Below are 15007 nucleotides of genomic sequence, written 5' to 3' on the forward strand. Positions count from 1 at the left end.
AGGAGAGAGACTTGAAACCCTTATCACTCGCATTGACGCGCGATCACGCCACGCCTTTGCGCATGTTCTGGCTGACGACCTTGTCGATGGTGCTGATCGTGTCGCAGTCGCTTTCGGTGGATGCACGCGGCGCACCTGAAAGTTTCGCGGATCTGGCCGAAAAAATCAGCCCCGCCGTGGTCAACATCACCACCTCCACCACGGTCGAAGGCCGCACCGGCCCGCAGGGCATTGTGCCCGAAGGATCACCGTTTGAGGATTTCTTCCGCGATTTCCAAGACCGCAATGGTCAAAACCAGGACCGCCCGCGCCGGTCGTCGGCATTGGGGTCGGGCTTTGTGATCTCGGAAGACGGGTTCGTTGTCACCAACAATCACGTGATTGAAGGCGCAGACGAAATCACCATCGAGTTTTTCTCGGGCGAGGAACTGCCGGCCACGGTGGTTGGCACCGATCCCAAGACCGATATCGCGCTGCTGAAGGTGGACACCGAAACCGCGCTGTCCTTCGTCAATTTCGGTAATAGTGACAACGCCCGCGTCGGCGATTGGGTTATGGCCATGGGCAACCCGCTGGGACAGGGTTTTTCCGTCTCGGCCGGGATCGTCTCGGCCCGCAACCGCGCCCTGAGCGGCACCTATGACGATTACATCCAGACCGACGCTGCCATCAACCGCGGCAACTCGGGCGGTCCGCTGTTCAACATGGACGGTGATGTGATCGGCGTGAACACCGCAATCCTGTCGCCCAACGGCGGCTCGATCGGGATCGGGTTCTCGATGGCGTCCAACGTTGTCACCAAGGTAGTGGACCAACTGAAGGAATTCGGTGAAACCCGCCGCGGCTGGCTGGGCGTGCGCATTCAGGATGTGACGGCAGACGTTGCCGAAGCGCTGGGTCTGGCCTCGGCCTCGGGCGTGCTTGTCTCGGATGTGCCTGATGGTCCGGCGAAAGATGCCGGGATGCTGGCCGGTGACGTGATCACCAAGTTCGATGGCGTGGATGTCAGTGATACGCGCGGTCTGGTGCGTCAGGTGGGCAACACCACCGTTGGCAAAGCTGTCCGCGTGGTCGTGAACCGCAGCGGCGCAACCGAAACGCTGCTGGTCACGCTGGGCCGCCGCGAAGAGGCAGAGGCCGTGCCGGTTGTTGCCCCGATGGAAGAACCCGCACCGGAAACCAGCACCATTCTGGGAATGGAGCTGAGCCCGGTGACCGAAGATCTGCGCACGGAAATGGATCTGGGCGCATCGGTCAAAGGTCTGGTTGTCACGAACATCGACGAAATGGCCGAAGCCTACACCAAAGGCCTGCGTGCCGGTGACGTGATCACCGAAGCCGGTCAAAGCCAGGTTCTGACGGTTGAAGATCTGGAAAACCGGATCACCGAAGCCAAGGAACAGGGCCGCAAATCGCTGCTGCTTCTGGTGCGCCGCGCCGGGGATGCCCGCTTTGTCGCGCTGGGGATCGAAGAGTAATTCCCGGTTCGAACGAATACAGAAAAGGGCGCCCTAGGGCGCCCTTTTTCGTGGCCTATTCAGCGGCCAATTGCCTGTGTGCGCCAGACAGGCTTTGCGCTTGCCGCCAAAGGGCAAAGCGCGGATCGTGTTCGCTATAGGTGCAATCGCTCAGGCGGATGCGGCGGCCCTGCGGGACCGGGCGTTTCAGGTACAGGCCGGGATGCAGCGGTATCGGCAGACCTTCGTGAAAATCATAGGGTCGGTTGGCCTCGGGCGCTTCGTGATGGGCTTTCATCATCGCCGGGGTCAGCGCCGTTCCGGCAGGCAAATCATCGGCGGCATAGGCCGTCTGCGGCCCGGTCTGCGCCAGCGCCAGATCGCTTGGCCCCGATGGCAGGCAGGCGCGGGCCAACGCGGCCTCGGGCGCCTCATCGACGCCAGGGCAGGTCAGCCGAGCCCCCGACTGCGCGGCCAACTGGGCCAGCCACTGGCCATAAAGCGTCAGCGTGTCGGGTTGAACCACCAGAACCGATATCCCACGTTCCAGCGCGGCCGCTGCCGATAGGGCGGCCTCAAAGGGGGTGTCTGTGGTCTCGATCAGCAGATCCGCCGCAATGGTTTGGGCCAGCAACGCCGGATCGCTGCAATGCGCCACCTGTCCGCAATCATGGGCCAGCCTGATTTCATGAACATCGGTTGCTTGCCGAAGCGGCACGCCAAGCGCCTCGGCCAAGGTTCCGGCAACCGCAATACCGCTCAGGGCGATGTCATCGCTTTGGCTGATGGCGGCCAGATAGGCCGGTGCCAGTTTGGAGCCAAGACCAATCAATGCGACGCTGCGCTGGTGCTGGTTTTGCATGTTGAACCTCCTCGGGATGCGCAAAGGCTGATTGCGCAACTATGAGGAGATTTTCGGGCAGACCCGTGCCGAAAGCGGGGTTATTGGTCTGATTTTGGCGGAATCAGGATGGCCAGAACGCCCAGATCCCGCGCGGTATCCATCGAAAGCTGGTCGCTGTTCAGCCCTTGGCGCTGCTGGTAATGCAAGATCGCGTCGCGGGTCGGCTTGTCCATCTGGCCGTTGATCCGGCCTTTGTAATAGCCCCGCGCGAATAGGGCGCGTTGCAGCGTGGCAATGAATTGCGGCGTCTGTTGATCGGGGCAGGGGGTCTGAAAGCGGATCTCGCTGCGCGGCTTGACCACTTTGGGCACCGGTTGATTGCGATAGACCGGCGGCGTGACAACGCGGCCATCGGCGGCGCGTTCGGCCTGCACCACCTGCACCTGGCCCATGACATAGCCGTATTCGGCAGGCACCACCTTGCTGGCCCAACAGACTGCACCTGTGGCGGTCGGCTGCGTTTCGGTCTGCGCGGGCTCTGCCGTTGCGGCGGGCGCAGTGGTGGCGGCAGGCTGGTCGCAGGCGCTCAGGGCGATGAAGGCCAGACAGGCCAGTGTGTAGTGCTTGGTCATGAACTGCTCGTGCCAGTTTCGGCTTGGCGCAGACCTTAACCGGTTTGCCCCGTTTGGGAAAGCGCCTCTGACGGGCGGAGCAATTCATCCAACATGGGCGAGATATCTTCGACCAGTTCGGCAATGATATGCGTCACGCCATTTTCGCGCTGAAGCCGCCCCGTCACGCGCAGCAGCCGCCCGGCAATCACCGCCCGGCGAAACCGTTCGTATAAGGTGCGCCAGACGATGATATTCACCACGCCGGTTTCATCCTCCAGCGTCAGAAAGATCACCCCCTTGGCGGTTCCGGGGCGCTGACGCAGGATCACCAGCCCTGCCACGGCCACACGCGCACCCTGCGGCGGCTCGCCCAATCGGGCGGCCATAAGACAGGACGGGGGCCGGGGCCAAGTGTCATAAGCTGGGCGCTGCATGAGAACAAACATAGAACTAACGCAAAATTGAGTCCAGCATGACTGTAAAAGGGCTGGCCCCCGGCGCAAAGCCTTCCTAGGAATAGGCGAAGTTTCAAGACGAGGGAGACCGGCCAGATGGCGAAGATCACCTATATCGAGCATAACGGCACCAAACACGACGTAGAGGTCCGCAACGGGCTGACCGTGATGGAAGGCGCGCGCGACAACAACATTCCGGGCATCGAGGCCGATTGCGGCGGCGCCTGCGCCTGTTCGACCTGCCATGTCTACGTCGATCCGGCATGGGTCGAAAAGCTGCCTGCGAAGGACGACATGGAAGAAGACATGCTCGATTTCGCCTATCAGCCCGATCCGGCGCGGTCACGCCTGACCTGCCAGCTCAAGGTCTCGGACGCGATCGACGGTCTGGTCGTGCATATGCCCGAAAAGCAGATCTGATGGCCGGCAAGGCGCGGCACGTTCTGTTGCGCGCCTGCCGCGCGACGGCCCGCCGCGCCGGGCCAGTGTTGGGCTTTTGGCTGGCGGCGCTTGCCGCCACCGCCTCGGCGGACTGCCCGCCCGATCACCTGGTGCAGCCGATGGCAGGGCGTAGCGCGGCTGCCTCGGTCGCCAATCAACATGACCGGGGCCTGCATGCCCCTTGGGCCGAGGCCAGCGCCCAGCTATCGCTGACCGCCGCTTTGGCCGTCCCAACGGATGAATATGGCCACGGCATTCTGGGCGATCTGCGCGATGCCAAAGCGCTGATCATCACGCTGGGCGATCCTGCCACGAACCGCATCGCTTGCCCTGCGCGGGTCTCGCTCCCAAAAGGCGAGGTGTTCGAAGACATCGCCCCGCGCCTTGCGGATCTGACCGGCGATGGCCTGCCAGAGATCATCACCGTTCAATCGAGCATCCAGTCCGGTGCCCGCCTTGTCATCTACGATGCCCAAGGCACGCTTCTGGCCGCGACCAAACCCATCGGCCGTCGCAACCGCTGGCTGGCCCCGATTGGCGTCGCGGATTTCGACGGCGATGGTGCCCCCGATATAGCCTATATCGATCGTCCGCATCTGGCCAAGCGCCTGACCGTTTGGCGCTGGCAAAGCGGCAAGCTGACCCCAATGCCGCCCCTGGACGGGGTGACCAATCACCAAATCGGTTGGGCCTTCATCGCAGGCGGCATCCGCAATTGCGGCCCATCCCCAGAACTCATCCTGTCCGATGGCAACTGGCGCAATACCCTTGCCATAAAATGGTCCGGCACTGGCTGGTCCACCAAAACGCTGGCCACCCACGCCACGCCCGCAAGTTTAGCCCAAGCCCTGACATGTCCCTGAGTATTTTCTGACCAGAAATATTCCTCGGGGGGTGAATGCGCCGCAGGCGCAGAGGGGGGCAGACAGCCCCCCTTTCACGTCGGGCCGCGCAGCGGTTCGAAAGAATTATGCAAAAGACAACAGGCGCAGGGTTTCCCCTACGCCTGCCAAACAGGTCGCAATCCAACCGCGTTTACCCTTTCAAGGCACGCCAACCGATGTCGCGGCGGCAGAAGCCTGTGGGCCACTCGACGGTATCGACCAGCGCATAGGCGCGGTCCGCGGCCTCTTGCAAGGAGGCCCCGCGCGCGGTGGCGTTCAGCACACGGCCGCCATTCGCCGTGATCTTGCCGTCCACCTGCTTTGTGCCAGCATGGAACATCACATTGAAACTGTCCTCGGGCAGGGCGTTCAGCCCGCCAATTTCGGCCCCCTTGGCATAGCTGCCGGGATAGCCTTCGGCGGCAATCACCACGGTCATCGCATGGTCATCGGCCCAAGTGACCTGAGCATCCGCCAAACGCCCTTCGGCGCAGGCCTGCATCAGGTCCAGCGCCTGCGCGCCAAGGCGCAGCATCAGCACCTGACATTCGGGATCACCAAAGCGGACGTTGTATTCCACCAGACGGGGCTGGCCGTCCTTGATCATCAAACCCGCGTAAAGCACGCCGGAATAGGGCATGCCGCGCTTGGCCATTTCGGCCATGGTCGGGCGGATGATTTCATCCATCGCCTTTTGTGCGATCTCATCGGTCAGCACAGGCGCGGGCGAATAGGCGCCCATGCCGCCGGTGTTCGGACCGGTGTCACCTTCGCCCACGCGCTTGTGGTCTTGGGCCGTGCCGATCGGCAGGCAGGTTTCGCCATCCACGAGGATGAAAAAACTCGCCTCTTCGCCGGTCATGAACTCTTCGATCACCACTTCGGCGCCCGCCGCCCCAAAGGCCCCGCCGAACATGTCGTCCAGCGCGGCCAGCGCCTCGTCCAGCGTTTCGGGGATGATCACGCCTTTACCGGCGGCCAGCCCATCGGCCTTGATGACCAGCGGCATGCCCTGTTCGGTCACATAGGCTTTGGCCGAGGCCAGATCGGTGAAATGTGCATAGCCTGCGGTGGGCGCGCTTGCCGCATCGCAGATTTCCTTGGTAAAACTCTTCGACGCTTCCAGCCGCGCTGCCGCCGCCGAAGGGCCAAACACGGTCAGGCCCGCCTCGCGCAGTCGGTCGGCCACACCGGCGGCCAAGGGCGCTTCGGGGCCGATGATGACCATGTCGATGGCGTTCTCTTCGCAGAAGCCCGCAACCACGCCGCCGTCTTCGGTATCCAGCGCCGCGCATTCGGCGATCTGCGCAATCCCGGCATTGCCCGGCGCGACGATCAGCTTGTCGCATTTGGGGTTCTGCATCACGGCCCAAGCCAGTGCATGTTCGCGTCCGCCGCTACCAAGGATGAGAATGTTCATGCGCGTGACCTTTTTGCCGGAAAATCTGCCGGTTCCTTAGTGCCAAGGCCGCTGTAACGCAAGCGCCGCCCCATGCCTGCTTGGTTGCGGTTTCCTCTGGCGCGGCGGCGGGCTAGGGTGGGGCAAATCACTGATGGGGCCTATATGTCTGACCTGATTGACGATCCGCAGCCCGGGCAGAACCTGCCAGAATTCACTGTTGCCGAAATCTCGGGCGCGGTGAAACGCACGCTGGAGGATCAGTTTTCCCGCGTTCGCGTGCGCGGTGAGGTCGGGCGCGTGTTCACGGCGCGGTCGGGGCATCTGTATTACGACATCAAGGACGACAAAAACGTGCTGGCCTGCACCACGTGGAAAGGGCAGGTGTCGCGCCTGTCGGTCGTGCCCGAGGAGGGGCTTGAGGTCGTGGTGACCGGGCGGCTGACGGCTTTTGGCGGGCAGTCCAAGTACAATATGAACGTCGAAGAGGTGGCCGTCGCGGGCAAGGGCGCGTTGATGGCCCTGCTGGAAAAGCGCAAAGCCCAGCTTCAGGCCGAAGGGCTGTTTGAGCAAAGTCGCAAGCGCCCCTTGCCCTATCTGCCTGAGATTATCGGCGTTGTGACCTCGCCCTCCGGGGCGGTGATCCGCGATATTCTGCACCGCTTGCGCGACCGCTTTCCGCGCAAGGTGCTGATTTGGCCAGTGGCGGTGCAGGGTGAGGCCTGCGCGCGTGAGGTGGCCAATGCGATTGACGGGTTCAACCTGTTGACGCCGGGCGGGGCCTTGCCCCGGCCTGATCTGTTGATCGTGGCGCGAGGCGGCGGGTCTATCGAAGACCTGTGGGGCTTTAACGAAGAAATCGTCGCGCGGGCTGCAGCGCGGTCTGAAATTCCGCTGATTTCGGCGGTGGGCCATGAAACCGATACGACGTTGATCGACTACGTGTCCGACCGGCGGGCGCCCACGCCCACGGCGGCGGCGGAAATGGCCGTGCCCGTGCGAATGGAACTTTTGGCATGGGTTGGCGAACAGCAAACGCGTCTGGTCCGGGCCTTGTCGGCGCGGGTGGACCAGCGTGGCCAGCGCCTGCGCGATCTGGGCCGCGCCCTGCGGCGGCCTGAAACCTTGCTGGAAGGGCCGCAGCAGCGATACGATCTGATGTCAGACCGCCTGCCGACCGCGCTGATGCGCGGGGTGGAGAGGCGTCGCGTGGCCCTGTCTGAGGCCTCGGGCAGTCTGCGGCCAGGTTTGCTGGCGCGGATGCTGGGGCAGGATCAGCGCCGGATTTCCAATAGCGCCGACCGGCTGGCCCCGGCGCTGCAACGCGCAGCATTGGCCAAGCGCGAGGCTTTGGGCCGACGGGCCGACCGGTTGACCCCGCGTGTAATCGAACGGGACATCGCGCAGGGGCGTGACCGCCTTGAGGCGCTGACCCGCCGGTTGAAGGACGCAGGCACCCGCCAAACCACCGCGCCGCGCGACCGGTTGGAAGCGTTGATGCGTCTGCATGAAACGCTGGGCTACAAGGCCACGCTGAAGCGCGGCTATGCTGTGGTCTATGGCGATGGCGGGCAGGTTGTCGGGACCAAAGCCGCAGCCGAGGCGGCAGCAGGGCTGGAGATCGAATTTGCCGATGGCAAGTTCAAGATCGGCGGCACAACTCGCAAAAGTGCAACCAAACCCAAGCCGCCCGAACAGGGCAGTCTGTTCTAAGGCCGCGCGGGGCGCGACAGGATATCTCGTCTGCGCCCTTTGGGCGCTTCCTCGGGCGGGAGCGGTGCGGCTGGTGTTGCGCGGCGCGTCCGAGCCGGGTAAAGGGCGGCGCATGAGCGAGAAGCAACACCCAAACGGCACCCCTTGGCGCAATTTCTATGGTCGGTGGAAGGGCAAGACCCTGCGTCCGAACCATAAGGACTATCTGGAGAACGACCTTGAGGCGTTGTCTCCGGGGGCAGTGTCGTGGGAAGACAACCCAGATCGCACGCCGCTGGACCCGAACGCGATGTTCGGCGGACGGCCATTATGGCTGGAGATCGGCTTTGGCGGCGGCGAGCATATGGTGCATCAGGCGGTGAACAATCCTGGCGTTGGCATCATCGGCTGTGAGCCATTCATCAATGGCGTTGCCATGCTGCTGGGCAAAATCCGCGAAGCCGAGGTGGACAACGTGCGCGTCTATCCCGGCGATGCCCGGCACATGTTCGACGTGTTGCCCGAAGGGTCGGTCGAGAAGGCGTTTTTGCTTTATCCCGATCCTTGGCCGAAAAAGCGCCACCACCGCCGCCGGTTCGTCACGCCCGACCATCTGGAGCCGCTGTCGCGGGTCATCAAACCAGGCGGTGAATTCCGCGTGGCGACCGACATTCCCGACTATGTGCGGCAAACGCTGGAACAGGTGCCGAAGGCCAACTTTGAATGGCAGGCCGAAGCGCCCGATGATTGGCGCAAGCCTTGGGATGACTGGATCAGCACGCGCTATGAAAAGAAGGCCTTCCGCGAAGGCCGCACGGCGCATTACCTGACCTTCCGCCGCGTCTGAGCCACCCTGCCAATTGGTCGGCGTTTGCGCTGCCAAAAGGGGATGTACCTGCCTGCGTGGGCTTGCTAAGACGCAGCCAACGCTAAGACAGGAAGGTTCACATGTCCGCACATGGCACGCCCATCCCGATGACCTCGTACAAATGTGGCCCCCTGACGGGTGAGGCCCATGTGCCGGGGGACAAATCCATTTCGCACCGGTCCTTGATCCTTGGGGCCATGGCCATTGGCGAAACCCGGATCGAAGGTCTGCTGGAAGGCGAGGACGTTCTTGATACCGCCAAGGCGATGCGGGCCTTTGGCGCGACTGTGACGGATCATGGTGGCGGCAAATGGTCGGTGCAGGGGGTGGGCGTTGGCGGCTTTGCCGAGCCGGACAATGTGATTGACTGCGGCAATTCCGGCACCGGTGTGCGCCTGATCATGGGTGCGATGGCCACCACGCCGATCACCGCGACCTTCACGGGCGATGCCAGCCTGAACAAACGGCCCATGGCCCGCGTGACCGATCCTTTGGCCTTGTTTGGCACGCAATCGGTTGGCCGGTCTGGCGGTCGCCTTCCGATGACCATCGTTGGTGCGGCCGAGCCGAAGCCTGTGCGCTTTGTCGTGCCGGTGCCGTCGGCGCAGGTGAAATCGGCGGTTCTGCTGGCGGCGCTGAATGCGCCCGGCGAATCTGTCGTGATCGAAAAAGAGGCCACGCGCGACCATACCGAACGGATGCTGACGGGCTTTGGCGCCAATATCACCACCGAAGTCACAGACGAAGGCCGGGTTATTACGCTGCAAGGCCAGCCCGAGCTGAAGCCGCAGCACATCGTTGTGCCGCGCGATCCGTCCTCGGCGGCATTCCCGGTCTGTGCGGCGCTGATCACCGAAGGGTCGGACGTGTTGGTGCCGAACATCGGTCTGAACCCGACCCGCGCGGGACTGTTCTTTACCCTGCAAGAGATGGGCGCGGATCTGACCTTTGAGAATATGCGCGAAGAGGGCGGCGAGCCGGTCGCCGATCTGCGTGCTAAATTCAGCCCGAACCTTAAGGGCATCGAAGTGCCTGCCGAACGCGCGGCCAGCATGATCGACGAATATCCGGTTCTGTCGGTTGTCGCGGCCTATGCCGAGGGCAAGACGCATATGCCCGGTGTCAAGGAACTGCGCGTCAAGGAATCGGACCGAATTGATGCGATGGCCACGGGCCTGCGTGCCAATGGCGTGGCCGTGGACGAGGGCGAAGATTGGTGGACGGTCTATGGCTGCGGCCATGGCAAAGTGCCGGGCGGCGCGATGGTTCAAAGCCATCTGGACCACCGCATTGCCATGTCGTTCATGGTGATGGGCATGGGCAGCGAAGCGCCGGTCAGCGTGGATGACGGCAGCCCGATTGCCACGTCTTTCCCAATTTTTGAGCCGCTGATGGGCGCGCTTGGTGCACGGGTCGAACGCAGCTGATTGCGGTTGGCCTGCGCCGCCCGCGTGGGTAGCATGGGCCAATGACAGGAGGCTGACATGAGCAATTGCATCGGCACATGGGTGCTGATCCCCGAGCTTTGCCACTATAGCAAAGGCCACCCGCCAGATGCGGGCCGGTATGAGATCGGGATGATCGATGGCCGGTTTGTCTTTGTCATCCAATCTGAAAAGGACGGCCAGCCGGTGCGGTCTGATTTCTCGGCCCCCGCGAATGGCGAGGCAGAGGAGACGCATATCCCCGGTCTGACCCATGTGTCGGTGCAAGCGGTGGATGACGCAACGCTGGACAGTTCGGCCTTTGCCGGTGATCGGCGTATGGCCTATGCGCGGCGGCGGGTGTCGCCGGATGGGCAGTTGCTCAGTGTCTTTATGGAAAACAACCTGCCTTCGGGCGCGGTGCAGATTTATCAGGTGTATAAACGGGCATGAGCTTTACCATCGCTATCGACGGGCCTGCCGCTGCGGGTAAGGGCACCATTTCCAAGGCCGTGGCCGCACATTTCAATGTCCCCCATTTGGACACCGGGCTTCTTTATCGCGCGGTCGGGTTGAAAATGCTGGGCGGTGTCGATCCGATCGACGCCGCGCGTGCCTTGAGGCCTGAGGATCTTGAAGTCGAGGGCTTGCGCACCGCCGAAGTCGCGCAGGCGGCGTCGAAGGTTGCTGTGATCCCGGAAGTTCGGGCCGCCTTGTTGGATTTTCAGCGGGTCTTTGCCCGCCGTGCCGGGGGCGCGGTTCTGGATGGGCGCGACATCGGCACCGTGATCTGCCCCGAGGCCGAAGCGAAACTGTTCGTGACCGCCAGCGCCGAAGTGCGTGCACAGCGCCGGTTCAAAGAGCTGACGGAGCAGGGCGCGGCCACCGAATTCGATACGGTTCTGGCCGATGTGCGGGCGCGGGACGAACGCGACATGAACCGCGCCGATGCCCCATTGAAACCCGCCGATGACGCGGTGCTGGTCGATACCTCGACCATGACGATTGACGAGGCGGTGGCCGCGGCCATTCAGGCCGTCGACGCCAAGCGAGGCTAAAGGCGTGCTGCGGGCGCTGCTGGTTTGGCTGGCTTTGTTGGCCCCTTCTGCGGCGCTTGCGAACTCGCCCTATTTGTCCGACCCGTTTGATTGCCAGATCGACGGTGATCGGCACATGGCGTTTCTGCTGGGCGATGGCCTGTTCGGACCTGATCCCAAGGCGGCGGTGATCCTTTCGCCTGAGGGGCGGTTGCTGGGATATTTGCAGGTCGGGCTGCTAAGCTATCCCATGCTGGGCCCGGACTGCGCGGTTTATGATGCTGATGCGAAGGCCGTGTTTGTCTGGGAAGAAGACAGCGCATTTGACGGCCCCTTGATGACCGGAACCTCGAAAGAGGCGCTTGCGGCCCGCTGGACCTATGATCCGGCAAGGCAAGACGCGGCCCCTGCATTCGGGTTCGCCCGCGCCGCCGATCAGCCGGGCTTTGCCGCCATTCTGGCCGCCGAAGTCGCGCAGATCACGCAGGTTGTGGCGTTCATCTTGTGCTTTTCGACGCTTGCCTCGGCTTGCTTGGTTCTGGTGCCGGGGCTGCCGTGGCGCAGGCGGCCTTGGGCCTCAACCATCGGAGCGGCGATTCTTGTCGGCGTGGGCGGAGGGGCCGGGCTGTTGGTTTTCGTGGCCTATGGATTGTCGGGACTGTCGGCGGCTTTGACGGTGATCTGTATTGGCGCGGGCGCGATTCTTGGCCTCGGGGCATTGGCGCTAAAGCGCGCCGCTGTTTAGGCGTTTTGCTGTGCCGCGTCATAGTCGGCGCGGGCTGTGTCGATTTCGTCCAGATTATCTATGGCCCATTGGCTAAGTGTTCGCACGGCCATGCCGAACGATTCCCCAAGCGTGGTCAGTTGATATTCGACCGTTGGTGGCACGGTGGGATAGGCGGTGCGGGTGACCAAGCCGTCACGTTCTAATTCCCGCAGGGTGATGGACAGCATCCGCTGAGACACGCCCAAATGCCGCTTCAATTCGTTGAACCGCATTACGCCCGTGCCTTTCAGGGCGATGATCACCAGCAGGCTCCATTTGTCACCGATCCGCGCCAGCACATCTTTGATGCGGTCGCAGCTGGTGGTGCAATGTCCGATGTCCTTCATGGCGGTTCCCTTTTTGATACTGGGTAACAAATTTGTGCCTTCTTGCGGAGGCTGATTAGTCACAAATATATACCCAGTTACAAATTAATACCAATCAAACTGTAGAAGGGTTTGAAAATGTTCTACGAAAAGCTCGAATGGCGCTACGCAACCAAGGCAATGGACGCGAACCGGGTCGTACCGTCCGAGAAAATTGAACGCATCATCGAGGCTGCGCGCAAGGCGCCCACCTCGTCTGGGCTTCAGCCGTTTGAAATGGTTCTGGTGACCAACCCCGAGGTGCGTGCCGAGCTGTCTGAGGCCGCTTTTGGCCAGCAGCAATTGGTTGATGGCACCGCCGTTCTGGTGTTCGCCGCTTGGGACAACTACACCGACGCCCGCATTGACGACTTCGTCAACCTGACCGGCGAAGTGCGTGGCGGCGTGACTGAGGCGTTGACCGCTTATTATGATCGACTCAAGGGCATGTACCTGCCGCGCGATGCCCGCACCAATTTCGAACATGCTGCCCGTCAGGCCTATATTGCGCTGGGTTTCGCCCTGATGGCCGCTGCCGAGGAAGGCGTGGACGCGACCCCGATGGAAGGTCTGGATCCTGCTAAGTTTGACGAGATTCTGGGCCTTGGGGCGAAGGGCCTGAAAACTGTGGTCATTCTGACCATCGGCTACCGTGATGAGGCCAAGGATTGGCTGGCACCGCTGCCGAAAGTGCGCAAATCGCGCGACCAGATCGTCACGGACGTAAAGTAAGCCGCGCAGGGCAGGGGCGGATTCCGTCCTTGCCCTTTTGGCCAATTTTGGCTAATGAGCGCGCGTCGACAAGGTGAAAACACCGCATTCCAAAGAGATCGAGCAAGGGTCGGACCAACCGGCCCTCTTTGTTTTGCGTTTGATACGACCAACCCAAAGACCGGCGGAGACAACCGCTCGGCCAGATAAAACCGATGTAAAGGATGTAATGCCACATGGCTAATGCAATGGAAGAATTTGAAGCCCTCCTTCAGGAAAGCTTCGAAATGGACACCCCCGAAGAGGGTTCGGTTGTCAAAGGCAAGGTAATTGCCATCGAGGCCGGTCAGGCCATCATCGACGTAGGCTACAAAATGGAAGGCCGCGTTGATCTGAAAGAATTCGCAGAGCCGGGTGAAGCACCGAAAGTTGCCGTAGGCGACGACGTTGAAGTGTACCTGCGCGCCGCAGAAAACGCCCGTGGCGAAGCCGTCATCTCGCGTGAGATGGCCCGCCGCGAAGAAGCCTGGGACCGCCTGGAAAAAGCATACGCAGACGACGCACGCGTCGAAGGCGCGATCTTTGGCCGTGTCAAAGGTGGCTTCACCGTCGATCTGGGTGGCGCTGTTGCCTTCCTGCCCGGCAGCCAAGTTGACGTGCGCCCCGTGCGTGACGCTGGCCCGCTGATGGGTCTGAAGCAGCCGTTCCAGATCCTCAAGATGGACCGTCGTCGTGGCAACATCGTTGTGTCGCGTCGTGCAATCCTCGAAGAATCGCGTGCCGAACAGCGTGCCGAAGTCATCGCCAACCTGACCGAAGGCCAGGCTGTTGAAGGTGTGGTCAAGAACATCACCGAATACGGTGCGTTCGTTGATCTGGGCGGCGTTGACGGCCTGCTGCACGTCACCGACATGGCATGGCGCCGTGTGAACCACCCGTCCGAGATCCTGACGATCGGCGAGACCGTGAAGGTCCAGGTCATCAAGATCAACAAAGAAACCCACCGCATTTCGCTGGGCATGAAGCAGCTGCAGGACGATCCGTGGGATCTGGTTGCTGCCAAGTTCCCGCTGAGCTCGGTGCACCAGGGCCGCGTGACCAACATCACCGACTACGGCGCATTCGTCGAGCTGGAGCCGGGTGTCGAAGGTCTGGTTCACGTGTCCGAAATGTCCTGGACCAAGAAAAACGTACACCCCGGCAAGATCGTTTCGACCTCGCAGGAAGTGGACGTCATGGTTCTGGAAATCGACGGCGCCAAGCGTCGCGTTTCGCTGGGCCTCAAGCAGACCATGCGCAACCCGTGGGAAGTTTTCTCGGAAACTCACCCCGAGGGCACCGAGGTCGAAGGCGAAGTCAAGAACATCACCGAATTCGGTCTGTTCATTGGCCTGCCGGGCGACATCGACGGCATGGTTCACCTGTCCGACCTGTCGTGGGAAGAGCGTGGCGAAGACGCCATCCAGAACTACCGCAAGGGCGACATCGTCAAAGCCGTGGTTTCGGAAGTTGACGTCGAGAAAGAGCGTATTTCGCTGTCGATCAAAGCGCTGGGTGGCGACAAGTTCGCCGAAGCGACTGGCGGCGTGAAGCGTGGCTCGATCGTAACCGTCGAAGTGACCGCCATCGAAGACGGCGGCATCGAAGTGGAATACGAAGGCGCCAAGTCGTTCATCCGTCGTTCGGATCTGTCGCGTGACCGCGCCGAACAGCGCCCCGAGCGTTTCTCGGTTGGCGATAAGGTCGACGTTCGCGTCACCAACATCGACAACAAGTCGCGCCGTCTGGGCCTGTCGATCAAGGCACGTGAAATCGCTGAAGAAAAAGAAGCGGTTGAACAGTACGGTTCGTCCGCATCGGGCGCATCGCTGGGCGACATCCTTGGCGCAGCGCTGAAGGGCGACAACTGATCTATTCTTGATCGGTAATGCTTAAAAATTGGGCACTCCGGCGAAGGTCGGAGTGCTTTTTTGTTTGTCGAACTTTAAGAAATTTGATCCAAAGCAAAGTCGGACCTATCGTTGGTGTGACAACCTTCTGGAAAAAGAGG

The 15007-nt window shown here is 62.0% G+C and carries 16 protein-coding genes; 11 read left to right on the forward strand and 5 right to left on the reverse strand.

Annotated features, from left to right (window positions below):
• The first annotated feature begins 62 nt into the window (after nt 1-62).
• Entirely contained in the window at nt 63-1478 is a 1416-nt protein-coding gene (locus PRI8871_RS14290) for a Do family serine endopeptidase (RefSeq protein ID WP_245897875.1), read from the forward strand.
• A 55-nt stretch (nt 1479-1533) separates the two neighbouring features.
• Here the strand turns inward: PRI8871_RS14290 and PRI8871_RS14295 are convergent, their stop codons facing one another.
• The 3 genes from PRI8871_RS14295 to PRI8871_RS14305 all read right to left on the reverse strand — a co-directional run bounded on the left by PRI8871_RS14295 (nt 1534) and on the right by PRI8871_RS14305 (nt 3361).
• Nucleotides 1534-2319 (reverse strand): type 2 periplasmic-binding domain-containing protein, encoded by a 786-nt coding sequence (locus tag PRI8871_RS14295; RefSeq protein WP_108886914.1) that lies wholly within the window; start codon nt 2317-2319, stop codon nt 1534-1536.
• A gap of 80 nt (nt 2320-2399) precedes the next feature.
• Nucleotides 2400-2933 carry a peptidoglycan-binding domain-containing protein gene (locus PRI8871_RS14300; RefSeq protein ID WP_108886915.1) on the reverse strand — a complete coding sequence of 178 codons (534 nt, stop codon included), beginning with the start codon at nt 2931-2933 and terminating at the stop codon, nt 2400-2402.
• A gap of 35 nt (nt 2934-2968) precedes the next feature.
• Nucleotides 2969-3361: an OB-fold nucleic acid binding domain-containing protein gene (locus tag PRI8871_RS14305; protein ID WP_108886916.1), complete on the reverse strand. Its 393-nt coding sequence runs from the start codon at nt 3359-3361 to the stop codon at nt 2969-2971.
• A gap of 105 nt (nt 3362-3466) precedes the next feature.
• Here PRI8871_RS14305 and PRI8871_RS14310 point away from each other — a divergent pair, with 105 nt between their 5' ends.
• A complete protein-coding gene (locus tag PRI8871_RS14310) occupies nt 3467-3790 on the forward strand; it encodes a 2Fe-2S iron-sulfur cluster-binding protein (RefSeq protein ID WP_108886917.1) in 324 nt (107 codons plus the stop codon).
• Nucleotides 3790-4674, forward strand: coding sequence for an FG-GAP repeat domain-containing protein (locus PRI8871_RS14315; protein WP_108886918.1), 885 nt, complete (start codon nt 3790-3792; stop codon nt 4672-4674). Before PRI8871_RS14310 ends, PRI8871_RS14315 begins: the two co-directional genes overlap by 1 nt.
• Nucleotides 4675-4846: 172 nt before the next feature.
• Here the strand turns inward: PRI8871_RS14315 and purD are convergent, their stop codons facing one another.
• Nucleotides 4847-6115, reverse strand: a complete 1269-nt coding sequence (gene purD / locus PRI8871_RS14320) for a phosphoribosylamine--glycine ligase (RefSeq protein ID WP_108886919.1) — start codon at nt 6113-6115, stop codon at nt 4847-4849.
• Between the two features lie 144 nt (nt 6116-6259).
• Here purD and xseA point away from each other — a divergent pair, with 144 nt between their 5' ends.
• From xseA to PRI8871_RS14350, 6 genes are all read left to right on the forward strand, one after another.
• Complete coding sequence (xseA, locus tag PRI8871_RS14325; protein ID WP_108886960.1) at nt 6260-7807, forward strand: exodeoxyribonuclease VII large subunit; 1548 nt, start codon at nt 6260-6262, stop codon at nt 7805-7807.
• Nucleotides 7808-7919: 112 nt separating this feature from the next.
• Nucleotides 7920-8633 carry a tRNA (guanosine(46)-N7)-methyltransferase TrmB gene (gene trmB / locus PRI8871_RS14330; protein WP_108886920.1) on the forward strand — a complete coding sequence of 238 codons (714 nt, stop codon included), beginning with the start codon at nt 7920-7922 and terminating at the stop codon, nt 8631-8633.
• Between the two features lie 101 nt (nt 8634-8734).
• The gene (aroA, locus tag PRI8871_RS14335) at nt 8735-10081 is read left to right on the forward strand and encodes a 3-phosphoshikimate 1-carboxyvinyltransferase (protein ID WP_108886921.1); all 1347 of its coding nucleotides are present in this window, start codon (nt 8735-8737) and stop codon (nt 10079-10081) included.
• Nucleotides 10082-10138: 57 nt separating this feature from the next.
• Nucleotides 10139-10531 carry a hypothetical protein gene (locus PRI8871_RS14340; RefSeq protein ID WP_108886922.1) on the forward strand — a complete coding sequence of 131 codons (393 nt, stop codon included), beginning with the start codon at nt 10139-10141 and terminating at the stop codon, nt 10529-10531.
• A complete protein-coding gene (gene cmk / locus PRI8871_RS14345; RefSeq protein ID WP_108886923.1) occupies nt 10528-11136 on the forward strand; it encodes a (d)CMP kinase in 609 nt (202 codons plus the stop codon). Before PRI8871_RS14340 ends, cmk begins: the two co-directional genes overlap by 4 nt.
• Before the next feature lie 4 nt (nt 11137-11140).
• Nucleotides 11141-11860 carry a hypothetical protein gene (locus tag PRI8871_RS14350; protein ID WP_108886924.1) on the forward strand — a complete coding sequence of 240 codons (720 nt, stop codon included), beginning with the start codon at nt 11141-11143 and terminating at the stop codon, nt 11858-11860.
• Here the strand turns inward: PRI8871_RS14350 and PRI8871_RS14355 are convergent.
• Nucleotides 11857-12228, reverse strand: a complete 372-nt coding sequence (locus tag PRI8871_RS14355) for a winged helix-turn-helix transcriptional regulator (protein ID WP_108886925.1) — start codon at nt 12226-12228, stop codon at nt 11857-11859. The two genes, PRI8871_RS14350 and PRI8871_RS14355, sit on opposite strands and share 4 nt — an antisense overlap.
• 117 nt (nt 12229-12345) lie before the next feature.
• On the opposite strand from PRI8871_RS14355, the gene PRI8871_RS14360 reads away from it, so the two are divergent.
• Complete coding sequence (locus tag PRI8871_RS14360; protein ID WP_108886926.1) at nt 12346-12978, forward strand: NAD(P)H-dependent oxidoreductase; 633 nt, start codon at nt 12346-12348, stop codon at nt 12976-12978.
• Between the two features lie 215 nt (nt 12979-13193).
• Complete coding sequence (gene rpsA / locus PRI8871_RS14365; protein ID WP_108886927.1) at nt 13194-14867, forward strand: 30S ribosomal protein S1; 1674 nt, start codon at nt 13194-13196, stop codon at nt 14865-14867.
• Nucleotides 14868-15007: the final 140 nt, after the last annotated feature.

Origin of the sequence: Pseudoprimorskyibacter insulae (genome assembly GCF_900302505.1) — a bacterium.
Taxonomy (GTDB): Bacteria; Pseudomonadota; Alphaproteobacteria; order Rhodobacterales; family Rhodobacteraceae; genus Pseudoprimorskyibacter; species Pseudoprimorskyibacter insulae.